26 protein-coding genes are annotated in these 26553 nt (G+C 39.6%); 14 read left to right on the forward strand and 12 right to left on the reverse strand.

Annotated features, from left to right (window positions below):
* Positions 1 to 232: 232 nt before the first annotated feature.
* The 9 genes from pgsA to accD all read right to left on the reverse strand — a co-directional run bounded on the left by pgsA (position 233) and on the right by accD (position 7825).
* A complete protein-coding gene (gene pgsA, locus B5D46_RS01340; protein ID WP_078927892.1) occupies positions 233 to 811 on the reverse strand; it encodes a CDP-diacylglycerol--glycerol-3-phosphate 3-phosphatidyltransferase in 579 nt (192 codons plus the stop codon).
* A gap of 33 nt (positions 812 to 844) precedes the next feature.
* Positions 845 to 1630: a tRNA pseudouridine(38-40) synthase TruA gene (gene truA, locus B5D46_RS01345; protein ID WP_078927893.1), complete on the reverse strand. Its 786-nt coding sequence runs from the start codon at positions 1628 to 1630 to the stop codon at positions 845 to 847.
* Between the two features lie 14 nt (positions 1631 to 1644).
* Positions 1645 to 2016: a GtrA family protein gene (locus B5D46_RS01350; RefSeq protein ID WP_031492866.1), complete on the reverse strand. Its 372-nt coding sequence runs from the start codon at positions 2014 to 2016 to the stop codon at positions 1645 to 1647.
* A gap of 126 nt (positions 2017 to 2142) precedes the next feature.
* Complete coding sequence (locus B5D46_RS01355) at positions 2143 to 3195, reverse strand: glycosyltransferase family 2 protein (RefSeq protein ID WP_078927894.1); 1053 nt, start codon at positions 3193 to 3195, stop codon at positions 2143 to 2145.
* 12 nt (positions 3196 to 3207) lie between these two features.
* Positions 3208 to 3873: a GTP cyclohydrolase I FolE gene (folE, locus tag B5D46_RS01360; protein WP_078927895.1), complete on the reverse strand. Its 666-nt coding sequence runs from the start codon at positions 3871 to 3873 to the stop codon at positions 3208 to 3210.
* Positions 3854 to 4645, reverse strand: a complete 792-nt coding sequence (locus tag B5D46_RS01365; protein ID WP_078927896.1) for a Nif3-like dinuclear metal center hexameric protein — start codon at positions 4643 to 4645, stop codon at positions 3854 to 3856. Before B5D46_RS01365 ends, folE begins: the two co-directional genes overlap by 20 nt.
* 53 nt (positions 4646 to 4698) lie before the next feature.
* On the reverse strand, positions 4699 to 5499 hold the full coding sequence (locus tag B5D46_RS01370; protein WP_078927897.1) for an SPOR domain-containing protein: 801 nt from the start codon (positions 5497 to 5499) through the stop codon (positions 4699 to 4701).
* A gap of 1 nt (position 5500) precedes the next feature.
* Positions 5501 to 6811 (reverse strand): bifunctional folylpolyglutamate synthase/dihydrofolate synthase, encoded by a 1311-nt coding sequence (locus tag B5D46_RS01375; RefSeq protein ID WP_078927898.1) that lies wholly within the window; start codon positions 6809 to 6811, stop codon positions 5501 to 5503.
* A gap of 42 nt (positions 6812 to 6853) precedes the next feature.
* Positions 6854 to 7825 carry an acetyl-CoA carboxylase, carboxyltransferase subunit beta gene (accD, locus tag B5D46_RS01380; protein ID WP_078927899.1) on the reverse strand — a complete coding sequence of 324 codons (972 nt, stop codon included), beginning with the start codon at positions 7823 to 7825 and terminating at the stop codon, positions 6854 to 6856.
* Between the two features lie 455 nt (positions 7826 to 8280).
* On the opposite strand from accD, the gene B5D46_RS01385 reads away from it, so the two are divergent.
* Positions 8281 to 9537: a cation:proton antiporter gene (locus B5D46_RS01385; RefSeq protein ID WP_078927900.1), complete on the forward strand. Its 1257-nt coding sequence runs from the start codon at positions 8281 to 8283 to the stop codon at positions 9535 to 9537.
* Between the two features lie 56 nt (positions 9538 to 9593).
* On the opposite strand, the gene B5D46_RS01390 is transcribed toward B5D46_RS01385, so the two are convergent.
* Complete coding sequence (locus B5D46_RS01390; protein WP_078927901.1) at positions 9594 to 10397, reverse strand: hypothetical protein; 804 nt, start codon at positions 10395 to 10397, stop codon at positions 9594 to 9596.
* 101 nt (positions 10398 to 10498) lie between these two features.
* Positions 10499 to 10678: an anaerobic ribonucleoside-triphosphate reductase gene (gene nrdD / locus B5D46_RS01395; RefSeq protein ID WP_078927902.1), complete on the reverse strand. Its 180-nt coding sequence runs from the start codon at positions 10676 to 10678 to the stop codon at positions 10499 to 10501.
* Positions 10679 to 10977: 299 nt separating this feature from the next.
* Here nrdD and B5D46_RS01400 point away from each other — a divergent pair, with 299 nt between their 5' ends.
* The 12 genes from B5D46_RS01400 (at position 10978) to rbr (ending at position 22982) form a co-directional block, all read left to right on the forward strand.
* A complete protein-coding gene (locus tag B5D46_RS01400) occupies positions 10978 to 12075 on the forward strand; it encodes an ATP-dependent zinc protease family protein (protein WP_078927903.1) in 1098 nt (365 codons plus the stop codon).
* Positions 12076 to 12099: 24 nt separating this feature from the next.
* Complete coding sequence (locus B5D46_RS01405) at positions 12100 to 13776, forward strand: inactive transglutaminase family protein (protein ID WP_078927904.1); 1677 nt, start codon at positions 12100 to 12102, stop codon at positions 13774 to 13776.
* On the forward strand, positions 13776 to 14771 hold the full coding sequence (locus B5D46_RS01410; protein WP_031492854.1) for an alpha-L-glutamate ligase-like protein: 996 nt from the start codon (positions 13776 to 13778) through the stop codon (positions 14769 to 14771). The genes B5D46_RS01405 and B5D46_RS01410 overlap by 1 nt, the downstream gene beginning before the upstream one ends.
* Before the next feature lie 132 nt (positions 14772 to 14903).
* On the forward strand, positions 14904 to 15725 hold the full coding sequence (locus B5D46_RS01415) for a hypothetical protein (RefSeq protein ID WP_078927905.1): 822 nt from the start codon (positions 14904 to 14906) through the stop codon (positions 15723 to 15725).
* A 33-nt stretch (positions 15726 to 15758) separates the two neighbouring features.
* The gene (locus tag B5D46_RS01420) at positions 15759 to 16340 is read left to right on the forward strand and encodes a septation protein IspZ (RefSeq protein WP_031492852.1); all 582 of its coding nucleotides are present in this window, start codon (positions 15759 to 15761) and stop codon (positions 16338 to 16340) included.
* 18 nt (positions 16341 to 16358) lie between these two features.
* A complete protein-coding gene (galU, locus tag B5D46_RS01425) occupies positions 16359 to 17267 on the forward strand; it encodes a UTP--glucose-1-phosphate uridylyltransferase GalU (protein WP_078927906.1) in 909 nt (302 codons plus the stop codon).
* 142 nt (positions 17268 to 17409) lie between these two features.
* Entirely contained in the window at positions 17410 to 17667 is a 258-nt protein-coding gene (locus B5D46_RS01430) for a YhdT family protein (protein ID WP_143675578.1), read from the forward strand.
* Entirely contained in the window at positions 17668 to 19152 is a 1485-nt protein-coding gene (gene panF, locus B5D46_RS01435) for a sodium/pantothenate symporter (RefSeq protein WP_078927908.1), read from the forward strand. It begins immediately after the preceding gene.
* A gap of 24 nt (positions 19153 to 19176) precedes the next feature.
* The gene (locus B5D46_RS01440; protein WP_078927909.1) at positions 19177 to 20409 is read left to right on the forward strand and encodes an MFS transporter; all 1233 of its coding nucleotides are present in this window, start codon (positions 19177 to 19179) and stop codon (positions 20407 to 20409) included.
* A gap of 11 nt (positions 20410 to 20420) precedes the next feature.
* Positions 20421 to 21620, forward strand: coding sequence for an MFS transporter (locus tag B5D46_RS01445; RefSeq protein WP_078927910.1), 1200 nt, complete (start codon positions 20421 to 20423; stop codon positions 21618 to 21620).
* A 212-nt stretch (positions 21621 to 21832) separates the two neighbouring features.
* Positions 21833 to 22228, forward strand: a complete 396-nt coding sequence (locus B5D46_RS01450; RefSeq protein WP_078927911.1) for a Fur family transcriptional regulator — start codon at positions 21833 to 21835, stop codon at positions 22226 to 22228.
* Between the two features lie 100 nt (positions 22229 to 22328).
* Positions 22329 to 22982, forward strand: a complete 654-nt coding sequence (rbr, locus tag B5D46_RS01455) for a rubrerythrin (RefSeq protein ID WP_078927912.1) — start codon at positions 22329 to 22331, stop codon at positions 22980 to 22982.
* Between the two features lie 67 nt (positions 22983 to 23049).
* Here the strand turns inward: rbr and B5D46_RS01460 are convergent, their stop codons facing one another.
* A complete protein-coding gene (locus B5D46_RS01460) occupies positions 23050 to 24249 on the reverse strand; it encodes a uracil-xanthine permease family protein (RefSeq protein ID WP_078927913.1) in 1200 nt (399 codons plus the stop codon).
* Positions 24250 to 24460: 211 nt separating this feature from the next.
* Between B5D46_RS01460 and B5D46_RS01465 the strand changes: the two genes are divergently transcribed.
* On the forward strand, positions 24461 to 26431 hold the full coding sequence (locus B5D46_RS01465; RefSeq protein WP_159442988.1) for an LTA synthase family protein: 1971 nt from the start codon (positions 24461 to 24463) through the stop codon (positions 26429 to 26431).
* Positions 26432 to 26553: the final 122 nt, after the last annotated feature.

Below are 26553 nucleotides of genomic sequence, written 5' to 3' on the forward strand. Positions count from 1 at the left end.
AACCCTCGACGGTTTTCAAGACCGTTGCATTCAACCGCTCTGCCATCCATCCGTTGAAAACGGAATGCATTATAAGGAGTTTTTTTGAAAAAATAAAGCCTTTTTTTATTAAATTTTTATTATTTTTTCGTAATTAACTTAGTGTTTTTTCTAAAGAAAGCCTTATAAATCGACTTTATTAAAACTTTTGTAAAATAAAAATAGAATAATCTATTAAACAAAGAAATTAATTCTATTTTTCTTCTTTCATGTATACCCATCCAGCCTTCAGATAAATCATCATTGACCAGATAGTAAGAACAGTTGCAATGATAAGTGCAACCACACCGGCATAAATCATAACCTCGTTATAACGCCAGATTAATCCGGAAATAGCAATCAGCTGAATAGTAGTCTTCCACTTGCCGATCCAGCTAACAGCCACATTGGCTCTCTTGCCAAGCTCAGCCATCCACTCTCTTAGTGCAGAGACAGTAATTTCTCTTGCAATAATAATCATGGCAGGGATTGTAATAAACTTACCTAAATGAGGATACAGAACATCCCTGTAAAGAGAATAATGCTCAACAATCAGAACCAGAGCTGTACACACAATGATCTTGTCTGCCACAGGATCAAGGAAAGCTCCAAACTTAGTGGTAAGCTTCATTCTTCTTGCAAGGTAACCGTCAAGCAGGTCAGTCAGCGCTGCTATTACAAAGACAATTGCCGCATAGAAATTCGACATATCAGAAGGCATATAAAACAGCATAATGAATACTGGAATCAGGCCTAGTCTGATCAAAGTAAGAATATTTGGAATATTAAACATAACGTGTCCTAATTTTTTTAGTATTGTAACATGCTATGGCATCCAGATTGGACCAATACATTGTCTTTTAGGTAAATTAAATTCTGCCGGGTAACTTACATCCACAAGATAAAGACCATGTGGCTTAGCTGTTGGGCCTGCAAGATTTCGATCCTTGGCATCAAACATGTCTCTGAACCACTGAACTGAATTGGTCTTATTGCCTACAGTTAAAAGAGAGCCCACAATATTTCTTACCATGTGCATCAGAAATGCATTGGCAGCAATATCAAAAACGATATACTGACCATATCTGTATACCTTGCAGAAATGAACACAGCGGTTTGATGATCGTGACTCATCTTCGGATGCTCTGAATGAACTGAAATCATGCTCGCCAAGAATATAGTCGGCAGCTTCCTGCATCAGATCAACATCATAATCTCCCTGATATACAGAAACACCTTTATTCAGAATACCAGGTCTGTAAAGAGTATTCTGAATGATATATCTGTAACGTCTTGCTCTGGCAGAAAAACGGGCATGAAAAGAATCATCCACGTGTTTAGCCCAGGTTACAGCAATATCATTTGGAAGATTATTGTTAGTACCCATAATCCAGCCTCTGTCAGGTCTCTCCTTTGTCACATCAAAATGAACAACCTGACCTGTGGCGTTTACACCGGCATCGGTTCTGCCAGCACACTGAAGCTGTATCTCCTCATCGGCAATAATAGAAAGAGCTCTTTCCAACTCGCCCTGTACTGTCTTTAAAGTACTCTGGCGTTGAAATCCAGCGTAATTACTTCCCTCGTATTCAATACCTAAGGCAATGCGCACAAAAACTCCTTGAATCAGCCTTTGAAAATCTTAAACTTAGCAACAAAATAAGTAATAGCAGTTACAGCAACCATTGCAGTAATCAGAGCTGGTAAACCTCTTATATTGCAGAGTACCAGTCCCCATACAATGATATTACGGATTACAAGAGTTGAAACTGCCAGAATGAAAAAAGATACAGCACTGCCGTCTTTTTTGAAAGTAAAATTCTTATGACCAAAATAAGAAACCCAGAATGCAGTTATAAAAGCAACACTTGTAATAATATTCTCATGTAATGATGTTGCAAAAACCAGAGCAGTAGTAACAGCAAGATCTACCAGAGTTGCAGCTCCACCAACTATAACAAACCTTACAAGCTCGTAAAAACTTTTCTTAGAATCCATATTCTCTACAAACAAAATCCACTTATGAAAGTGGAACAGAGCGCAAAAGCGCAAAAGTTAATTCTACTTAAATACATAAGGTCAGTATCCGCTCTATTAACAGACACTGACCATGCTGAGACTATATTAGGCTTTAACTTCTTCTTTAGAAGTAAGCTTTTTTACACTGTTCTCATTTGAGTTGTAGGCAATACCAACCTCGGTAGATGAGATTCCCTGAGGAATCTTCTTTGCAAGAGGACCAGTAATTGACTGAGCAACATACACAGGTCTCCCTTTAACTTCCTGAGATAATCTGCCCACATATTCACCAAGAATACCGATTGATATCAGCTGAACTGCACCTAAAAACAGGATCACACAGATCAAGGTTGTATAACCGGCGGTTGGGTTACCGAAAATCATGGTCTTAAAAATATTCCAGGTCATGTAGATCAGAGACAGAAGTCCAATAAAGCCACCAATATATGACCATACCTTTAAAGGCAGTGATGAGAAGGCAAAAATACCGTCCAATGCAAAGTTCCAGAGCTTCCAGTAATTCCACTTGGTCTCACCTGCAACTCTTTCTGGTCTTGTATAGCCAACCCCCTTTGAGCTGAAGCCTGGCCATGCATAAAGAGCCTTCATGAAACGATTACGTTCCTTCAAAGTCTTCAGAATATCAATAATCTTTCTATCAATCAGTCTGAAATCACCAACATTTGAAGGGATCTTGACCTTTCCTGACATCTTGTTGAATACATAATAGAAGCCCTCTGATGATACACGCTTAGTGTTGGTATCACTTGAACGGTCCTCTCTTACACCGTATACAGTATCGATTCCCTCGTCACGCCAGATTCTGATGAATTCCAGAACCAGCTCAGGAGGATCCTGCAGATCAACATCAATAGGAACAATTGCATCTGACTGAACAAGATCAAGGGCAGCAGACATAGCTGCTTCCTTACCGAAATTTCTTGATAGTCTGATTAAGCTGATCTTCTTGTCATTTTTCTGAAGTTTTTCAATAAGTTCTACAGTATTATCTGATGAGCCGTCATCAATAAATACAATTTCAATATGCTCAATCTCTGCAGCTAACTTTTCATTAACTGTTTTAACAAAAGTTTCAACTGTTTCATGTTCGTTATAAACAGGAACAATCAAAGCAACCTTATAATCAGGATTTCTCATAAAAAACCTTCTTTAATCAGTTAAAAACTCATGTCTTGATGATGGGTTGGTCTTGAAAAGACCACCTAAGGCTGTTGTTGTGGTCTCAGAAGTCTGATCCTTAACCCCTCTGGATTTTACACAGTAATGTGTAGCAGTGATGGTTACAGCAACATTTTTAGTATCCAGTAGAGTCTGTAGAGCTACTTTTATCTGCTGTGTAAGTCTTTCCTGCACCTGAGGTCTGTGACCAAAAAACTGAACTATACGGTTAACCTTGGATAAACCAATAATTTTATCCGATGGCATATAGGCCACTTTAGCCACACCATCCATAACAACAAAATGATGTTCGCAGGTTGATGTAACGGTAATATTGCATACCTTTACCATTTCATCAAAATGCATCTTGTTTTCAAATACACTAACTTTTGGAAAATTTCTGTAATCAAGTCCTGAAAAGACTTCATCTACAAACATTCTTGCAACACGGGATGGAGTTTCTGAAAGAGAGTCATCTGACAGATCAAGACCTAAGGTAGTCATAATGGATGACATATGAGAACGGATGATATCCTTCTTCTCTTCAGATGTCAGTCCGTTATCCACCCAAGGAGATTCCAGTCCGTGCCTTATTAAGGCATCTCTTACTAATATTGCTTCAGGAGACAGTTCTGAATTATTTGTCTGAGTAGTCATAGATACTTACTTCGTTTTCGACATTAAAATGCAGATGAATATGTTCAATATCAAACCTGCGGGCAATATGATCGCCTAAAAGTTTGATGCCGCCCTGTTCTGAGGCGTCATGTCCTAAAACAAAAACAGGAGTACCTGTTTCCTTGGACATATGATAGGTCTGCTCATTCACATCACCTGTAATCAAAGCCTGAAAGCCAGGAACATAATTTGAGTCAATCAGGAACGAGCCTGAACCTGAACATACGGTTACATCTGAGATAAGAGTATCTCTATCGCAGTGACCTAAGACCGAAACTGAAGTCTGAAGAGAATCTGCAAGTAAAGATGCTATTTCACTTATTGATTGTTTCTTTGAAAAAGAGCCCTTCATGGCAATTGAAGATGGGTCGCCAGGGCTTACATAATCAATATTCTTTAAATCCAGAAGATGGCACAGATAGCTGTTGTTACCAACTTCCATGTTGGCATCAAGAGGAAGGTGATATGCCAGAAGATTGATATTTGACTCCAGAATTGCGGAATATCTTTCCTTTAAGGTTCCGCAGATAGGAGACATCTGCCCCTTCCAGAGAAGACCATGATGAACCAGAAGTGTATCTGCACCTTCTTCAATTGCTGCATCAATTGCCTCAAGAGAAGCTGTAACCGCGGTTGCGATTTTAGTGCAGTTCTTAAAACCTTCGATCTGCAGTCCGTTCAGTGAAGCATCATGAAATGCTCCAACATCAAGATAAGATGAAAGGTAGGCTGTTAGTTCATCAATCTGCATTTGGTCACCTTCTGTAATGACTACGATTTAGTATCGTAGGATTTCAAGCCGTTTTATAAAGTCTGAACCATACATTTAATCTTGGTCTTTGCCTGAACTCTCTGACAGATACCCTGTACTGAAGCTCTATTCTTTGAGGTTCCGGCGTAAACCTTAATTAAAGGCTTTCCATTGATATTAACATTCTGAGTAACAGGAGAAAAACCAGCACTCTTTAACTGAGAGATAACCTGCTGAGCGCCAGCCTTCTTAGAGAACACTCCAACCTGAGCAGCATAGTTTCCAGAAGCTAAAGCATTTGCTTCTGCCTTTGGAGCTGCAGTCGTCTGAGTATTTGCCTTTGGAGCGGCAGCAGCTGCTGAGTGGCTTGATTTTAAGGTTTCACTCTTTACAGTCTGATTAGAAACACTTGGAAGAGTGGCACTCTGAGATGAATTGGTTGGAGTTGCAACCTCAAGCTCAGATGATGCAAACATGTTGTCATCTGGAATTTCTGCAACATCAACAGTATTAGAACTTGCTGTATCAGACTGCTTTGTCTTTAAGGCATCAAAAGGAGAATCTGCCTTTGGCTGAACCTGAGTCTTGGAAACAGAATCATCAATAGGCTCAAGCAGATCAGAATAGTCATGCTCACCTGCAGATACCAGCTGACCGTTATTGTCAGTTACAGCGCCTTCAGGTGTGATTGCAATTGCATCTGTATTCTTCTTTGCAACAACATCATCCTTCATCAGGAATGGCATAAAAATCAGAATAACTGATAATAAAACCAGAAAGCCCACAATTCTGTTTCTCAGGCTTTTAGAAATAGTCTTTCCTTCTTTTTTAGTTGTTTCGTTATTCTCAGTCATATTAGTTCCCGATATTTGTTGTCTTTAAAGCCTTAACAGCTTCGGTTACAGTAACAAATGAGCCGATTACATAAATTTCATCATTGATTTCTGCATCAGCCAAACAGTCATTCAAAGACTCTTCAACTGTTGAATATGATTTTACCAAATCTTTATCAACACCATCTGCAATTAGAGCATTATACAGTCTTTGGGCTTTTTCTCCTCGCTCTGTAGGCAGAGAAGATACATAAAAATTATCAAAGGAGTCTTTAAGGATCTTTAGAACTGATTCTATATCCTTATCCTTTAGCATACCAATAACAGCACGTCTTTTAGCTAACTTGGTCTTTTTATTAAGAACATCTCTTAAATGCTCTGCTGCAGGAGGATTATGTGCAACATCCAGATAAATCGAAGGACTGTGATGCACACACTGCATACGACCAGGCAGTGACACCTCTGTTATGGCTTTAACTATAGCACTACCTGAGATTTTATACCCTTTTTCCAAAAGCAGATGAATAACTTTCAGAGCAACAGGAGCACAAATCTCTGGAATTCGTGGCTTAGGATATTCAAATGAAGTAACAATCGAACTTCCCTTCTGCACATATCTGAATTTTGTATCAAATACACCGCTAAAATCAACACCTTCAACATGTAGAGAGGCATTGCGTTCCTTGCAGATCTGAGAAATTCTATATAAAGGTTCTGGCTTCATCCTGCCAACAACCACAACAGAATTATCTTTGATGATACCGGCCTTTTCCTCAGCAATCTTCTCAAGAGTATCTCCAAGGATATGAGTATGATCAAGACCAATTGAGGTAATCACACTTATGTCGGAATCAAGAGCATTAACAGCATCAAGTCGGCCGCCAAGACCTATTTCCATAACAGCAACTTTAACCTTGGCTCTGTCAAAACATACAAAGCCGGCTAATGTTGTGAACTCAAAATAGGTTAACGGAACATCCTTAGAATTGTCATATACCAGAGAAAAAGCTTCACATAAAAGTTCATCACTGACAGGAGTCCCGTCAATCATAATTCGTTCATTGAACTTTAGTAAGTGAGGAGAGGTATACAGGCCGGTAGAAATACCGCTGAAAGAAAGTGCAGAAGAAACAAGAGCAGCAGTTGAGCCCTTACCGTTTGTTCCTGCGATTTCGATTTTTAATGCTTGTTTAAGAGAATCTAAAGAAAGTCTGGAAATAACTTTCTGAACACGAGAAAGGCCCAGCTCCATCTTAGTTGGATTTAGGCCTTCTATATAATCAAGCCAGGCATCAAGAGAGCCAGGCTTATCACTATTATTTTTATTAGTCATCCTATATCAACAAAATTCTCTGCCTAAGCAGAGAATAATGTCCTAAATCTTAACATCTGAAGATTCAACTACCTGAGCGTCAACAGAATTCTGGGTCTTCTGAGCTTTCTTACGGTGTTTAGCTGCAGTCTTTACCTCAATCAGAGGAGTGTCTGGATTCTGAGAACCTAAAAGAAGTGCAACAAGATCTGCGACCTCATCTCTCATGCGAGCTCTGGTTACGATCATATCGATAGCACCCTTTTCAACCAGGAACTCAGCTCTCTGGAAGCCCTCTGGAAGTTTCTCTCTAACAGTCTGCTCAATAACACGAGGACCAGCGAAACCAATCAGAGCATTTGGCTCTGCGATATTAACATCACCAAGCATTGCAAGTGAAGCACTAACACCACCCATGGTTGGGTCGGTCAGAACACTGATAAATGGAAGATGAGCCTTTGATAGCTTAGCAAGAGCAGCAGAGGTCTTAGCCATCTGCATAAGTGAGAATAATGACTCCTGCATACGTGCACCACCTGAGGTTGCAAAGCAGATTAAAGCACGGTGGGTACGTAGACATTCCTCAACAGCGGCACAGAATCTTGCACCAACAACTGAGCCCATGGAACCAGCCATGAAATCAAACTCAAAAGCACAGGCAACAACAGGAAGGCCTTTTAGAGAACCTTTGATTACAACAATAGCATCCTTTTCGCCAGACTTTTTCTGAGCTGCGGTGAATCTATCCTTGTACTTCTTAAGATCCTTGAATTTTAGAATATCCTTTGGCTCTAAATCCTCAGCAAGCTCCTCTCTGCCATCCTTATCCAGGAATGAATCAAGACGAACTCTTGCCTTGATGTGCATATGATGACCGCACTTAGGGCAGACATTTAGATTTCTTTCTAACTCTGCTCTATATAAAACCTGATCACAAGCTGAACATTTTGTCCAAACACCTTCAGGGATCTCGTGTTTGGTTCCACCAATAATTGATGGTGTTGCTTTGTGTAAAAGATTCTCAAGCCAACTCATATTAACTGTACCTTAATAAATAAAATTTAAAAAAACTTCTCCACAAAATTCCCGATAAAAAGAATTCCGTGAAAGTTTATTTATGAAATCCTTTAAATCTGCGATCCCATCAACAAATGTGTTACATAAAACCGCAAACAGCAGTCAAAACAATCGACGTATCTGACCTGTTACAATAATCAGTAAATTCAAGAACAGGACAAATTATACTACTCTTTACTGTATTGATTTTTAAGTGTTGTGTATTTTAACAAAAAAAATCAATAAAAAACATGTGCCGAAAAAATATGATGCTGTTCGTATTTTGAATCAACCACTTCATCTTCCTCAAAAAATACAGGCACAGGGATTATGCTTTTTTGTAGACAATGTCTCAAACAGCACAATCCACGCTCAAGCTTATATATGCCGCAACCTATAATAACCATGTATGTTAGGCATTTAGGATACATGTAATGACTGATTTTCTTCCTCTTATAATTACCCTGCTGTTTTTGGTTATAGTATTTAACTTCATTAACAGAAAATTCTTTCATTTTTCCTATGAAATAGCTCTAATGCTTTTTGCAACAGTATTAGGAACCGTCTTTATCGGACTGAGCAACTTTTTTCTGGATACCTCTATAGGTAAAGTTCTGGATAAATTACAGCCAATCAACATAGAATCATTCCTGATGGACGGAGCTCTGTGCTTTATGCTTTTTGCAGGAGCCTGTCATCTGAAAATATCAGACTTTTTAAAACAGGCCAGATCAGTCGGCATATATTCATTTCTGGCAACATTTCTCGGTGCTGTAATCTACGGTCTGATTTTCTACGCCTTTGTCCGAGTCTTTTCAATCGGTATGTCCTTTGCCGAATGTCTGATGCTAGGAAGTATCATCTCACCAACCGATCCTATTGCAGCAACAAGTATTCTTAACAAATTCGGTCTGCCACAGAAAACCGGTTTTTTAATCGAGGCAGAATCTCTTCTTAATGACGGTGTAGGTGTTGCGGTATTTGTCTGCTTCTCTGGTCTTGTAATTGCCAATGCAACTCCTGACAGCACAGTCTTTTCAGTGCTTATTCACCAGCTGGCAGGAGCCATGGTCATAGGTGCCCTTGTAAGCTTTGTCTGCTTTAATCTTCTAAGCAAGGAAGATGATTTCAAACAGAGAATATATATAAGTCTTCTCTGTGTTTCACTCTCATACATACTCTGTCAGTACTTTAACTGTTCAGGAGCTATTGCCTGTGTTGTCTGCGGAATCATGTTCTCCAGCTGGAGAGAAAAACAGACTGAGGATGTTCAGGCATCATTTGGCAATTTTGATGTCTGCTGGGAGGCCATTGATCATTTTCTAAATTCAGTACTCTATGTCATCATGGGCCTATCTGTACTTCTCATCATGAACATGAATGCCGTGCTGGTAATCTGTCTTGCAACTATCTTCAGTAATCTTATTGGCAGAGGAGCAAGCGTCTATTTCTGCACCTTCTTTATAAAGGAAATACCAGACAACTTCTCAAGAAACGGATTTACTACACTTATGACCTGGGGTGGACTCAGAGGAGGACTGTGCATTGCTCTTGCTATGAGTACACAGAATATGGTCAGCGAAGAGCATTTCCAGTACATAATGGGAGCAACCTATGCAATAGTGTTCTTCACCACTGTTATACAGGGACTGACTCTGAAAAAAGTATACGGATTTATAAGAAAGGATTAGCAAAGATGCAGTTACAGCTTTTTACTGTAACTGCGTAATAAAAAAATAATCAGACTTTAGAATGATAGAGAACCGTTAACAAAGAAGTTGGTTTCGTTTTCAAACTTCATCTTGCCAACATAGGTTCTGTTCTCATAGAACTTAATCTGTCTGTCGATATTGTAGCCAACACCAGCCTTGATTGATAACTGGCTGATTGGGGTAATCAGAGCATACAGATTAGCCTCATATCCCTTCTCAAAAGCGTAGGTTCTTGAGTTATCAAGATAGTAATGGCCGCCACGGATAGCACCGGCATCAGCGCCTACAGCAAATACCTCGGTAAATCTGTAGTTAACCATGGTTCTTGGATATGCAATTGATGCTGATAAGCCCATATCTGATGGTTCTCTGTACTTAAGACCGATAATACCAAATCCGAAATTGTTAGCCTTGTTGAAAGAAACACCAGCACCAGCAATCATTGACCAGTCGTTTTCAAAATCATAGGTTAATGCTGCAGTTGGAACCAGATCATAGCTCTTTGAAACCTTGATTTCATCTTCAAAACCAAATGACAGGTAGGTACCTACGGCATAACCTAGGTTACCAACAAGCTGGTCTGCATAGTTAACAGAACCATAGATCAGGTTAAGATCATCAAAACCTTCTTTTCTGTCGAAGTCATATGAGGTTCTCTTGTAACCAAAGCCGAAATGTTCATTCTTGGCATCAAAACCGTAAACAGAATATGAAGCCTTGTTTGAAGAGCCTTTTACATCAGCCTTAGATGAGAAATAGCCGTATGGAGTAATCTGCCATGCAGCAGATGCATTTAAGGAAAGAGCAACACCTAAAAATAGGAGAGATAATTTTTTCATAATACTAGGACCTTAATAAACAAGAAAATTTTTCCCTATTATATGAGCAAAGATCACAATTTCAATAGGAAAAAACAAGGTCCTATATTAGAGCAGGATACTTAGGATAGGTGCAGATGCTTTACTCTCTGAGACTCCTCTGCTCTTTTACCGTCATTGAATCGGTCCAGAGTACCGACAAGATAACCTGTTACTCGTCTTATTCTCTGGAAAGGAACTCCTGTACCGACACATCCTGAGTGATCTGGTCTTAAACGACTTATGTTCATCTGATTTCTCATAAAGACACCTTATTAATATAGAGATAAAGTTCACAACATTTTGGAAATAACCTATCTATATATTAATTAAAAGAAAAACAGTTTTCAATTATTAGTAATAATTATTATTATCATTTACAGCTAATCGAGATCTAAGTCAACAAAATTACAATGAGAATCCCAAACAATCAAACAAGCAAAAAAATAGAAAAAATCAACTAAATTATTTTAAATAATTTTGGCCAATGCTTAATCGCCATCTGTGATTTGTGCTATATTTCACGGTTGGAAATTTCCACATAATAGTATGGACAATAAAAATGCGTCTTAATGCAAAATTACTAGCCACTGCCGTTTTTTTTGTTTGCCAGTCTGCTTTGGCAACATCTTCAGATGAAGATTTAAATGATAAATTCACCAAACTTAATGGAACCATTGACAGCATCAATGGGGAGTTAAATTCTCAGAGAGCTACTTTAAGCGGACTCAAATCTGAAATTGAGAATGCTAATTTAAAGCTGCACAGACAGGTTTTAGAAGAACTAAAATCAGTACAGAGACAGAATCAGTATGTATACGATGCTATTCTTGCAGAACGCGAAAGCCTTGGAGGAAAGATGATTAAACCTCTGCGCAACTATAATCTGCAGACTCCTGACGGAAAGATGATTTTAGGTCAGAAAGAATATGTTTATGTAAAGGAAGCAAACGCAACCATCGATGCCCGTATCGATACCGGTGCATCCCAGTCTTCCATCAGCGCCTCAGATGTTGTTGAATTTGAACGAAACGGAAAGAAGTGGCTTCGTTTTAATATTGTTCACAATGACCGTACTATCAATGTTGAAGCACCATATGTAAAACAGACCAGATTAAGACAGTCTTCAATTGACGGTTACAGCTACCGTTCAGTTGTTAAACTGAATATCAAAATCGGCGACTATTCAACCGAAGCTGAGTTCAACCTGATTGACAGAACTCAGATGCAGTTTGCCCTGCTGATCGGCAGAAACCTTCTGACAGACATTGCTGTAGTTGATGTATCAAGAAACAATGTTCAGAAACGTGCAGACAAGGATGGACTGCTGATTATCTCTATTGATGATTACGTAGATAACAAAAAGAAAGGTATCGATGTAAATCAGAAATATGACGAGATGCAGAAAGAAAATGCAGGCGGTCAGATTGCTACCCTGTCAGCAGACAAGGCACAGAGTCTTGGAACCAATCCTGATAAGGCTTTACCATCTGTCAGAGATAAGATTGAAACAGAAAATGGAAGCAAGCCTACCATTAAGAAAGATCCTGTAAAGAAGACTAATGACGAAAAGAAAAAAGATGAGAAGAAAAAAGAACTGACTGAGAAAGAAAAGGCAGCTTTAGAGCTATCTAAGAATTCTAAAAAGAGTCGTTCATAATATACTGATTATCAAGGATAAAAAATGGTTTCCCGCGGAATATTTTATTTTGTTACAGCAATTCTTTTTCTTGCAGGTATTTTGCTGATTGCCTATCAGAGAATCACCTTCAATGTTCCATTCGTTCCTAATCTGGCCAGAGAAATCTGGACTGTAGAGGCTAAGGTTGAATTTGAGCCAAACATTGGCGAGGCCAGTGAGGTTAAGCTTTCACTGCCAGCAGTTCAGCCAGGATTCACACAGCTACAGCAGAACACCGCTTCTCTTGGTTACGGTGTTAACTATGTAAAAAAAGACGGAACCACCTTTGTAGAATGGACCAAGAGAAATCCTCAGGGATTACAGATCCTTTACTATACAGCTGATATTCTTGTTGATGAGAAATCACAGGAAAGCTCAATGATTGTTCCAGCTTTAATTGAGAACGTTGAATCTGAACCATATGCAACAGCAATGAGAGAGATTGCCTCAACCGCAAGTTCAAGAAGTTCAAATCCATACTCATTTGCAAATCAGATTATTCACGAGCTTTCACTTGATAATGAAATCACTTCTCTGCTTTTATCAAAATACTCAAAGCCTGAGCTTCTGGTTCACATTCTGAATCTAGGTCATGTTCACGCAAGAACCGTGGGTGTGCTTGATCTTAAAGATGGAAGAAGAAATCAGAGACTACACAATTATGTAGCAGTTTTTGACAAGACAGAATACAAGATTTTTGATCCAAATAACGGTCACAGCGGTCTGAAGAAAAACCAGATTATCTGGACAGATAACGGTACTTCTCTTCTTGATGTTGCAGGCGGTAAGCATGCATCTGTAAGCTTCACAACTATCAGCAACTCTGTAAGTGCTATTGAAGCAGGTAACAGAAAGGCAAATATCGATATGGTTGCAGGTGAAGAGCTGATTCCATTCTCTCTTCAGGCACTTCCTGTTGAAGAGCAGTCTCTGTTCAAGACTCTGCTACTGCTTCCTATCGGTGTGGTTATCGTTGTATTCCTTCGTGTTATCGTTGGTATCAAGACCTCTGGTACCTTCATGCCTGTTCTGATTGCAATGTCATTCCTTCAGACTTCATTATGGATTGGTCTGATTGGCTTCGTATCAATTGTAGGCGTAGGTCTGATTGTGCGCTCCTGGCTGTCGCATCTTAATCTGCTGCTTGTAGCCAGAATTTCGGCTGTTATTATCACAGTTATTGCGCTGATTGGATTTATATCATTCTTTACCTACAAGATCGGTCTTACCGAGGGTGTTAAGATTACATTCTTCCCTATGATTATTCTGTCATGGACAATTGAGAGAATGAGTATTCTGTGGGAAGAGGAAGGCTATAAGGAAGTTATCAAGCAGGGTGGCGGCTCACTGTTTGTTGCAGTATGTGCATACCTGACAATGAGCAGCTTCTTCATCCAGCACCTAAGCTTCAACTTCTTAGGTCTGCAGCTGATTCTTCTGGCTTTAGTTCTTATTATGGGTAACTATACCGGCTTCAGACTGTCTGAAATGAAGAGATTCAAGCCTCTTGCTGTACAGATCAAGAACTATAGAAACGGTGATGAGACCGAGCTTGAGGCTGTAAGATTAAAAGAAGAATTAAAAGAGATTAAGGCTGATCCTCATAACACCTACAGAACCTGGAAGAAACAGGCTCAGCACATGGTTGAAGAGGAAGAAACAAAGAAGGATCATGAATAATGGATCTTCTTAAAAAGTTAAAAGATTTTAAAAACCGTTATGCGTCTCCATTTGAAATGAGAGACGACGGTATCATGGGAATGAACCAGCGTAATGTCAATTACATTGGCAGATACAACAAGCGTTCCCTGTTTCCTCTGGTTGATAACAAGCTTTTAACCAAAAAGATTGCACTTGAAAACCATGTAAATACACCTGTACTGATTGGTTCAGTTGAGAACCAGCATCAGGTTGAGGATATCTTCAATATTATCGGTGAGCATACAGAGTTCTGTATCAAGCCTGCTCACGGTTCAGGCGGTAAGGGAATTCTGGTTATCAAGGACAGATCAAAGACCTCAGGAAACTTTATTAAGGCTTCAGGTCAGGAAATTCCTACTCATGAGCTGAAAAGACATATCACCAATATTCTGGCTGGTCTATTCTCATTAGGAGGAAAACAGGATATCGCCTTAATTGAGGATCTGATTCACTTTGATAATGTTTTTTCAGGCTACAGCTATGATGGTGTTCCTGATACACGTGTGATTGTGTTCCAGGGCTTCCCTATCATGAGTATGATGAGACTTTCAACTGCTGCATCAGATGGAAAGGCAAATCTGCATCAGGGTGCCGTAGGTGTTGGTATCTGTCTGAGAACAGGACGTGCAGTTCGTGCTGTACAGTTCAATGAACCGGTCTCTATTCATCCTGATACCGACAAGGATTTAAGTCAGCTTAAGGTGCCTCACTGGCATCAGGTTTTAGAGCTGGCCTCATCCTGCTATGACATGTCTGGACTTGGATATATCGGAACAGATATCGTTCTTGATAGAGACAGAGGTCCAATGCTTCTTGAGCTTAATGCCCGTCCAGGTCTTGCAATTCAGATCTGTAACAACGCTGGACTTCTGCCAAGACTGCGTCTGATAGAGGCAATTACCAAAAAACATCGACTCTCAATCAAGGAGAGAGTCGCATTCTCAATGGAACACTTTGGTGTTTTCAACGAATAATCCCCAAAACCACGGAGCAATACCGTGGTTTTCTTGATTTTTCTCTAAGAATCAAAAAATTATTGATTTTCTTTAATCTGCGTTTCATTTTTGTTACAGGTAAGTTTGGTATACTACAGTCATATGAAAATAGTGTCTTTATTACTTATACCGTTAGCATTATCCTGCTGGGAAGTTGCAGACGCATCAGAGATAAGCGTATGCAATCTTTCCTACAGACCTAAAACAAATGAAACCGCATTTGCTGCGGTAGGCTCATCTCTGAAAATTGCTGATGAAACCTGCACCAATCATTACCTGATAATTCCATTTGATACAGTATCAAACGCAATTACCATCCCTCAGGGAGAATACAGAGCACTTCAGCTCGATGAGGAAGAGGTTCTATTTTCAACTGACAACGGAGCTGGTCAGAAAGTTAAAAGCTGCCCTGTCTGTGATCCGATTGATTATCTTGTCATAAGAAAAAAGACACCAAAGACACTGTGCGTAAAGTCGGCTCTGAAGGTAAATTCATGTGCAGTCGATGATGCCATAAGCTATGTTGTAACCAAGAAAAGCCATACAACTGAAGGGCTGTGTGCCCCATCGCTGGTTTACTTCGGACGCGACGGTAATACATTAAAGTTTGCTGTAAATGACTGCACCTCAATTTCAAAACCAACTTTAAGCTACGATCTGAGCCTTGGAGATGAAATCAGATTTTTAGATGAGCAGATTAAAATCATCAAGGCAGACAACAAGGGTATCTTCTACTCAAGAATGGAGCCTCCAGTACTAAAGGTAAATGATTTACTGACAAAAGAACAGCTTGAACAGGAACTTAGTCAGAAACAGAATAACAAAACAGCCTCCACTGATGATAAAATAGTTCCTACACAAAATGAAACCGGAGCTCCTCAGAATGAGGATGAACCCCCACAAAGCTCCGAGTTACAGAATACCGTTCAGTAAGAAACGGAAATCACAACATAAATTGGGAATAACATGTTAAAAGTATTACAGTTTCTACCTGTCATTTTATGGTTTATAACCTACAAAATGACATCTAATCTGATTTTATCTACAGCTGTAATTGTTGTAGCCTGCGTTATTGCGACAGCAGTTGAATATGCAATGACCAAACAGCTTTCAAGAATGCAGATTTTTTTAGTTGCAGCTGTTCTGCTGTTCGGTCTGCCAACAGTTCTCTTGAATGATCCATCAATTATCAAGTGGAAGGTTACAGTAGTGAACTTTCTGTTCGCCGCTACTATTTTTGTGTTCCAGTTTATCCTGAAGAAAAATCCATTTGCCTTCCTGTTTGAGAAGGAGCTGCCACTGCCACAGGAAGCCTATAACACACTAAGTGTATGGTGGATGGTTTTCTTTGTAGCAGCAGGTCTTTTAAATATCGTTATCGCATTCTATCTACCTGCACTTATCGGTGTAACCGAGGTAGAGGCAGAAGAAATTTGGGTTGATTACAAAACCTTCGGTAACGCAATTTTAAATGGTATTTTTGCGTTAATCTGCGGTTTTGTGCTGTTAAAAAAATACCCAGACATAATTAAAAACATTGAAAAATAGAATATTTGGAGTATAAAAATGCCAGATCAGAATTACGGAAACATTAAATATGCTGTTATCCCTGTCGCAGGACTGGGTACCCGTTTATTACCTGCAACCAAGGCCATTCCAAAGGAGATGATTCCTCTGGTTGACAAGCCTCTTATTCAGTATGTTGTAAACGAGGCAATTGAGGCAAACATTAAAAACATCGTTCTGGTAACTCATGCTTCAAAGAATGCCATTGAAAACCATTTCGATACCTCTTTCGAGTTGGAAGCAACATTGGAAAAGCGTGTTAAAAGACAGCTTTTAGCAGAGATTCAGAACATTATTCCAAATGATGTTTCAATTCTGAATGTACGTCAGGGTGAATCAAAGGGCTTGGCTCACGCAATCTCATGTGCCTTCCCTATCGTAGGAAAGAATCCTTTTGCAGTTATTCTTCCAGATGTAATCATTGATGACATGGCATCTGATCTTAAGAAAGACAACCTGTCTGCCATGGTTAGAAAATTTGAATCAACCGGTGCACCTCAGATTATGGTTGAGAAGGTTCCTCACGAGAGTGTTTCAAGCTACGGTATTGTAAACATTGAGGGCAAGGTATTAAAGCCAGGTGAATCCTGCAAGATCAAGGATATGGTTGAAAAACCAAAGCTTGAAGAGGCTCCTTCTGATCTAGCTGTTGTAGGTCGTTATGTACTGCCAGCAGAAATCTGGTCACTGTTCAAGAAGACACCTATTGGTGCAGGTGGAGAGTTCCAGCTGACAGATACCATCGAAATTCTGATGCAGATGATGGATATCGAGGCTTATAATATCGTCGGTAAATCACATGACTGCGGTAATAAGCTGGGTTATGTTGAAACCTTTATTGAATATGCTATGAGAAATCCTGATTTAGCACCTTCATTAAAGGATTTTGTAAAAAAACTGCTTAAATAAAACAGTATTTATTGTAGAAAGCAGCTAACTAAACAAATTAGCTGCTTTTTTCATTTAAAATCACCTAAACTTTCAGTAAAAGTCAGGTAACGCACAGACTAAGGATTATTCACAATTTTTTTGTTTGAAATCGAGTTTGACTATGAACAGTAAACACAATCATTATGCAAAGAAATTTGTTCAGATGGATAAGGAAGCACTATATACGCTGATCCTTTCTCTGGTGATATTCGTATTTTTCTGGGGAGCTATTTTTTTACTGCAGAACTGTCAGGCAACACTATGGCAGATGCCTTTATGGTTTGTAATCTCCTGCATCGGGGGCTACCTGCTTTCTGTTGTAGGAGTAGCTGTACTGATTAAATACTTTATGAAAGACTTTGATTTGGAAGATAAATAAATGACACTAGTTCCAGTTCTCGTTTTTCTAGCTCTGATGATTATGATTGGCGTCTACGCCAAAAAAGATCTGAATAAGGCTGAAAATTTCAAAAAAGAGTATTTTGTTGCCAACCGTTCACTAGGCGGTATTGTTCTGGCAATGACACTGGTTGCAACCTATGGTTCTGTAAGCTCTTTCATCTCTGGTCCTGGTGTTGCCTGGAATCTTGGTTTTGGCTGGGTTGTATTTGCAGCACCTCAGATTATTACAGGCTTTCTGCTTTTAGGTCTGATTGGAAAAAGACTTGCATGCATCGGCAGAAAGATTGAAGCATACACTATTATTGATGTGATTCACTACCGTTATGCAAACAAATCATTAACACTGCTCCTGTCCATCGTATTACTGATTTTCTTCACTGCCATGGTTGTAGGACAGTTTATCGGCGGTGCCCAGATTTTCACAGCTATTACAGGTCTTGATTATAAGCTGGGTCTTCTGATCTTTGCCTCAGTAACCGTAATCTACACCTCATCCGGATTCAAGGCTGTTGTTCTTACGGATACACTGTGTGCATTCCTGATGATAACCGGTATGATTACTCTTGGATATGTAATCATCAAGGATGGCGGCGGACTTGCCAACATCATGGAGGTTATAAGAAATACCAACGTCGGCGAAGATGGGATCTCAGCAAATCTTAAGGTTACAGCTAACGGAGCTCTTCCATATTCACTGCTGTTCTCCGCATGGCTTTTGGTTGGATTCTACACAGTTGCCCTGCCTCAGTCAGCTGTAAGAGCCTTATCCTATAAAACTACCGGTGATCTGCACATGGCAATGTTTGTTGCAACAGTTGTCTGCGGTGCACTTATGATCGGTATGACCTTGTTAGGAGTACTGTCACGAGGTGTTATTCAGCAGCTGCCTGAAAATGGTACTGATGCGGTTATTCCTGTTCTGATAGCTACTCATATGCATCCGATTCTGGCTGGAATAACCATTATCGGACCGCTAGCTGCAACCATGAGTACAGTAAGCTCACTTCTGATTTCAGCATCATCAGCAGTAGTTTCTGACATCTACTCTCAGCTTAATGATAAAAAAGAGGACAAGAAGGATAAAATTAGTGCAAACAATAAGTTTGTGACAATTTTTATTACTTCATTCATCGGTTTTATTGCTATCCTATTAGCAATGTATCCACAGGATATTGTAGTGTGGGTTAACCTGTTTGCCTTCGGCGGACTTGAATCTGCATTCCTCTGGCCTCTGGTTCTTGGACTATTCTGGAAGAAAATGAATGCCGGCGGAGCTCTGCTTGGAATCATATTCGGTCTGGGAATTTATACAATGTGTATGGCAACCGGCTTTAAATTCATGTCATTCCATAATATTGTAATTGGAACAGCCTGCGGACTTGTATTCAGTATTATTGGAAGCTATATCTTCCCTGATACCGCAAAAGAAAGATTAAAAGTATTCTTCCCACACAAGATTTAAAATAATAATAAATTAGGATAAAACATGAACTGGAAAGTTGTATTAGCTCTGATGGTAACTTTTGCTTTAATGATGAGCTCAAGTTATACCATGCTGATACCGTTTCTTCCTCTGTATATGCAGAATGAGCTTAATGCCACCAGCGATGAAATCGCCATGTGGTCTGGCTTTACCTTCTCCATTACGTTTGCCGTAAGTGCGTTCATGTCTCCAATCTGGGGAAAGCTGTCTGATAAGATGGGCAAAAAACCTATGATTATCAGATCAAGTATTCTTTTATCCATTACCTATTTTCTCGGCGGTATCGTTACCAATCCATTTGAACTGTTTTTAGTAAGAGCCTTTCAGGGTATTGCAGCAGGATTATGGCCGGCATGTCTTGTAATGATCTCTGCCTACACTCCAAAGAATAAGCTTGGTTTAAGCATGGGTCTTATGCAGAGTGCAAACATCTGCGGCGGTATTTTAGGACCTCTGTTCGGAGGAATTCTTGCCACTTCCTTTGGCATGAGAAATTCCTTTTTTATCGGTTCAACTGCCCTCTTAGCCATATGCCTTCTAAGTATCTTTATTCTAAAAGAGCCACCTGCAGACAAAGAGATTAAGAAAACCGACAGAAAGACAGTTTCAGCCATGGACTGTCTAAAGAACATCAACATCATCATTCTGCTTTTATGTGTCTGTCTTACTAATTTTGCCATTATGGAGATTCAGCCAATCATGGCTCTGTACGTACAGAGTATGGCAGAAAATGCAGAAAACGCAGTCCTGCTATCAGGTCTGATCCTCTCATCTGGAGGTCTGGCTGGTGCAATAGCATCTCCATTCTGGGGAAAAACCGGACAGAAAAAAGGCTTTGCAAAAACCATAACAGTTGCCTTTCTTTTCGCAGGTTTCATGCTGACTATGCAGGGTATACCCGATAATCTTATTATCTTCGGTGCAATTCAGTTTATCTGTGGTCTTGGCTTCTCAGGTATATTCCCATCAGCAAACTCAATATTAGTACTGATTACCCCAGCCTCATCAAGAGGTATCGGCTTTGGTCTTATGGCATCTGCTCAGATGCTGGGAGGCGCTTTAGGCCCAATTATAGGCAGTATTATCGTAACTTTAACCTCATACAGCTATGTCTATGTATTTTCAGGAATTCTTATGCTGTGCATGGGATTATATATACTGTTTTTTGCTCCTGAATCCTTCAAAAAGGCAGCCAATCAGGTCAAGGTTACTGATATTACGGCAAAACAGGATTAGGGCTTATAACCATGCAAAGTTCAGTTTTTACCTTAATTCTGCTTTATCTGAATGTATTTATAATAAGCAGCTCAAATACCTTTGTTCTGCCATTTCTACCTGTATATCTCAAGCAGGATTTAAACTGTGTAAGCTCTGATCTGGCTTTATATACTACTCTGTGCTATTCAGTAACCTTTGTGGTCAATATCTTTATTTCTCCTGTCTGGGGACATTTTGCTGATAAATTCGGAAAGAAAAAGATGCTGATTAGAGTATCATTCATTCTTTTTCTATCCTACCTGTGCGCATATCTTGCAACCACACCTCTAATGCTGTGTCTTGCTCGAGCCGTGCAGGGCTTTGCCTGTGGTATGATGCCCGCAATTATGGCTTTTACAAGCTCTTTAACCTCAGATCATAAAAAGACACAGATAAGAATCGGCTATGTACAGAGTATCAATCTTTTAGGAACCATTATTGGTCCAGCCTTTGGCGGTATCATGGCTGAATTTATGGGTGTAAGAGACAGCTATCTGTGCATTTTTATACTGGTGGCTTTGATCTGTGTCATCAATATAGTGTTATTAAGTGAGCCTCCAAAGCATATTCAGCATAGTGAGGACAGTGAGATTATTCCAATCTTTGGCATATTAAAGGATCCGATTATAGTTTCACTATGCAGCTGTATTGTGATCAATTCAGCGGTAATCATGATGGTTGTTCCTATTCTTGCAGATTATGTAGAAAGTATGACCACCTTTGAAGAACCGCTGGCTCTATCAGGCTTAATCTTCTCTCTAAGCGGAATAGCCGGAGTTCTGGCATCTCCTTTATGGTCAAAGTTTGGCTCTGAGAAAGGATTTTTAAAGGTCCTGATGTTAAGCTCTCTGGGAGCTTCCATCGCCTATCTGCTTCAGTATCACATGAGCAGCATTCTGATGTTCAGTATGATGCAGTTTGTTTTCGGTTTATGTATCTGTGCCACCATTCCGGCAGCAAATTCCATTACTGCAAAACACATCAGTCACACTAGTCAGACCAAGGCATTCTCTGTTCTATACAGTGCATCTCAATGTGGAAACATCCTAGGTCCTGTTATCAGTACAGCTGTTGTGACGATATTTGGACCAAGGCAGGTTTTCGGGCTTGCCTCTGCACTATTATTTATCATTTTTTCTTATTTATTTATGGTTTATCACATTAGAAAAAATGATAAAAAATCTTCTTGATTTTCTTAATAGAAATTACTACTATTAAGATAGTCTCAATAATAAACATATTGTATATAAACAAATTTTTGCATTAAAAAGAACAGTTATGTTTATTATTTTTAACAATACCAACTTAACAAAATTACGTTTATTTACTTTATTAACAAAAATATGTCTTTATACTAAGTAAAGACAAAAGATGAAAATAATACAGATAGGATTCACCATTTATGCTACAGCGAAGAAACAGTAAACAGCGTAACGTGATAAGAGAATATCTTTGCGGACGAATTGATCATCCTACCGCAGAAAAGCTATATAACGAAATTAAAGAAGAATATCCAAAGATGTCTTTGGGTACAGTTTACCGTAATCTGATGTTCTTAAACGAGATCGGAGAAATCCAGGCGATTGAAGTTGGAGACGGAATCACACACTTTGATCCAAATCCTCAACCTCATGCACATTTCTACTGTAAAAAGTGTAAACAGGTTAGCGATATTTTCATTGAAGACTACAATAAAGTTATGTCTATATTTGCAAATCAGACAAATAACGAAATAGAAAAGTGCAATGTCTTTTTAGAAGGCGTATGCGAACTTTGCAAAAATAAGACTGACGCATAAGAATTCAGCTCTGTATTTATAGAAACGGAGTGTAAATACAGATATATAAATAACTCCACACACATGCTTAACTTATTCATTTTCGACTAAGGAGAATACTATGTCATTTGTTTGCACAAAATGCGGCTATGTACACGATGGTCCAGAGGCTCCAGAAGAGTGCCCAATCTGCCACGCTAAAAATGTTTTTGTAGAGCAGAAGGATAACACTAAAAAAGGCAATAAATACGCTGGAACAAAGACAGAAAAGAACCTTCAGGATGCTTTTGCAGGTGAATCACAGGCTCGCAACAAGTATACCTATTTTGCATCTGTTGCCAAGAAGGCAGGATACGAGCAGATTGCAGAGTTATTCCTAAAGACTGCTGACAACGAGAAAGAACACGCTAAGATGTGGTTCAAAGAGTTAGGCGGTATCGGTTCAACCGAGGAAAACCTGCTTGCAGCTGCAGAAGGTGAAAACTACGAGTGGACCGATATGTACGATCAGATGGCAAAGGATGCAGAGTCAGAAGGCTTCCCTGAGCTTGCTGCAAAATTCCGCGGTGTTGCTGCAATTGAAAAGCGTCACGAGGAAAGATACCGCAAGCTTTTACAGAACGTAAAGGCAAAAGAAGTATTCGAGAAATCAGGTGTTACTGTATGGGAATGCCGTAACTGCGGTCATATTGTGGTTGGCACCAAGGCTCCAGAGCTATGCCCTGTATGTAATCATCCACAGAGCTACTTTGAAGTTCACACAGATAATTTCTAGTTTCAAAATTTAAGCACTAATAAAAAGGGAGCCTCAGGGCTCCCTTCTTCGTTTTCTGAATTCAATCCTAGTTTCTGCCTCTTGGCAGCACAAGATTCAGAACTACGGCAACAATTGATGATAAACCGATTCCGGTGAACATAAATGAACCGTAACCTAAAGCTGCGCCACCGATACCCATGGTTAAGGTAACACTGACAATAATAAGATTACGAGTCTTGTTCATATCAACACTCTTCTGAACCATGCTCTGAATACCAACAGATGCGATGCTTCCGAACAGAAGCAGCATGATTCCGCCTAAAACTGCAGGTGGGATACTCTGCAGCACAGCTGAGAGCTTGCCGAATACTGAGAATACCAGAGCGGTAACAGCTGCAATACGGATAACCTGAGGATGACTTACTCTTGTAATCTGAATTGCACCGGTAACCTCTGAGTAGGTGGTAACTGGAGGGCCGCCTAAGAATGAAGCAACCAGACAGGCAAGACCGTCACCGAACATGGTACGGTGCAGACCTGGATCAGCAATAAAATCCTTTTTAGCCACAGCACTGATTACATATACGTCACCGATATGCTCGATAACAGGAGCGATAGCTACAGGAATCATAAAGACAAATGGTTCCCAGGCAAACTCAGGCAGATGGAAATTAGAGATACTGCCAGGAAGCGCAAACCAAGGAGCCTCTTTTACAGCAGTAAAATCAACAACTCCCATATAGACAGCACATGCATAGCCAACAATGATTCCGCAGATTACAGGGAATAACTGAAGCATACCGCGGCAGTAGGTTAAAACCACGATTGCAGTGGCAAGTGAAATAATTGCCAGAGTCCAGTTGGTCTTAGCCATATCCACACCGGCACCACTTAGGGATAAACCAATAAGGATAATGATAGGGCCAATTACAACAGGAGGGAAAATACGGGTCAGAACACGTTTACCCTGCCACTTGATTAAAAATGAAATGCCAAAGTAAACACAGGCTACAGCTGATATACCGGCAATAGTTCCTGGCATGCCCCACTCCTTTGTGGCAGCAATGATAGGAGCAATAAATGCAAAACTAGAGCCCAAAAAAATAGGTACTTTACCACCAGTCACCAAGTGAAAGAGTAAAGTACCTATTCCAGCTGTAAACAGCGCCGTTGCGGGATCAAGTCCAACGAGAAGTGGGACTAATACTGTCGAGCCAAAAGCAACAAACAGAAATTGAATTCCAATCACTGTTTTTTTGGCCGCAGAGAGTTGTATCTCATCCATAATTTGAGTCGTCTCTGTTAGTTAAGTGAAAAAAATTTTTGCATATTATGTCAGAAATCACATTAGTTTTGAAGAATAATTTTCGTTTTATGACAGCACAGACTTTACACGATTCTCAAGAATGTATATAAGCACACATTTAGACATAAAAAAGTGTAAAATAAGTGCGTCAAAAATTACTCAAGAAAAGATAAATAACATACTGATTATCATGCACATTATCAATAAACTAAAACTCAACTGCAGTATTCTTCCAATTCTGGTATTCATCGCAATTTCCATTGTTATCTTTACACTGTTCAGAGCAGGACTTGTAATCTGGAAATTCTCAGACTGCCAGGATTCTTTAGGTCACATCTTTTTTTATGGATTAAGATATGACATCTCCATAAACTGCTCAATGTTCGCACCTATTTTTCTAATAAGTCTTCTGTGCGCTTTTGCAGGTAAAACCCCAAGGGCAATAGTCGTACTTCAGAAATATTACCTGCCTGTAGTTGTTTCCATACAGCTGTTTGTTGAGCTGACCACTATCCCATTTATTCTTGAATACGGTGTAAGACCTAACAGACTGTATATTGAATATCTGATTTATCCAAAAGAAGTTATGAGCATGCTTTTAAACGGACATATTGTTGAGTCCATAGTATGCGTACTTCTTACAGCAGTAGGATTCTATTTCCTCTTTAAGCTTTCATCAAAGCTGCATGAGGGGTATACAAATGTATCCCGAAAACTTAATGCACTAATCTTTTTAGTTACAATGATTCTGGTACCTTTAGGATTAAGAGGTACTCTGACTCATAAGCCATTAAATCCATCAAATGCAAGCTTCAGCAATACACCTTTAGTTAATACTATTCCTCCAAATTCAAGCTTTACAGCATTCTATGCCATCAGACATATGAATATTGATGAAGTTAACCGTTCCCAGATCTATTCATTTGATACTGTAGAGAATGTACTGAATAACCTTAAGTACCTCTCAACAAGAGAGCTTCCTGAAGTCACTGATGATAAATGCCCTATCAATCAGGTAATTACCCCTACCTACAGACAGGATAAGAAAAGAAATGTTGTAATCATTCTTGAGGAAAGTCTGGGTGCCAGATATGTAGAATCACTGGGAGGCGAGCCGGTTTCACCAAACCTTGAAAAGCTCAAGGAAGAAGGCTGGTGGTTTGAGAGAATGTACGCAACCGGACACAGATCAGTAAGAGGTATTGAGGCTGTTACCGCAAGCTTTCCATCAGGACCACTTGCAAGTCAGGTTAAGCTTGATCACCCTAACGGACTTACAACCATTGCCAATGTTTACGCAAAGCTTGGATACTCAACTTCATTCATCTACGGTGGAGAGAGTCATTTTGACGGCATGAGAACCTATTTCTTCAACAATGGTGTTCAGGAAATCATTGAGCAGAAGGATTATGATAATCCACAATATGTTGCCTCATGGGGTGTTTCAGATGAGGATCTGTTCAAAAAGGCAAACGAGTTCTTTGTTAACAAGTCAAAGAATGATGAGCCATTCTGCTCTCTTGTTTTCACAAGTTCCTTCCACGATCCTTTTGATATTCCTGAGGGTAAGGTTAAACTGCCTGAGTCTGTAAAAACTGATGATCCAAAGAGACTTTCCGCTGCCATGTATGCAGACTATGCCTTAGGTAAATTCTTTGAGACGGCTAAAAAAGAGGATTACTACAAGGATACTGTATTTATCGTGATTGCAGATCATGACTCACGAGTCAGAGGAACAGATACCTTCCCGTTTACAAACTTCTCTATTCCAGCTCTCATCATCAGTCCTGATGTAAAACCAGTCAAGGATAAGAGGGTTGTAAGTCAGATTGATATCTTCCCAACCCTGCTGTCATTAACCGGAGTTTCAGGAGAGTTTCCAATCGTAGGTCAGGATCTTACAAAGGATGAAATCACTCAGAGAGCTATTATCGCCTATAACGAGATTTTCGGATACTACAACGGTAAAACACTTACTCTTTTAGAGCCTTCAAGACTTCGAGAATATCCTGTTCTCGAGCTGAATGCCCTGGGAGCACCTGTTAAGCGAGAAGGAAATGACTACAGTAAGGAGATAAGTTACCTCAATACAGCCATAACAATCTTTGAGAAGGATTACGGAAGCATTAAGTGCGTAAAGCATCTCGAGCAGAATAAGTAACACAAATCAGGGAGCCCAAAGCTCCCTTTTTTATGTATTCTGTCGTAGTACTGACTAAAGATAAGACTTAAGAAAAACAGACAGGATCAAAAAAGGACTCCGAAGAGTCCCTTTTGAACATA

Source organism: Succinivibrio dextrinosolvens DSM 3072 (assembly GCF_900167015.1).
In the GTDB taxonomy this organism is placed as follows: domain Bacteria; phylum Pseudomonadota; class Gammaproteobacteria; order Enterobacterales; family Succinivibrionaceae; genus Succinivibrio; species Succinivibrio dextrinosolvens.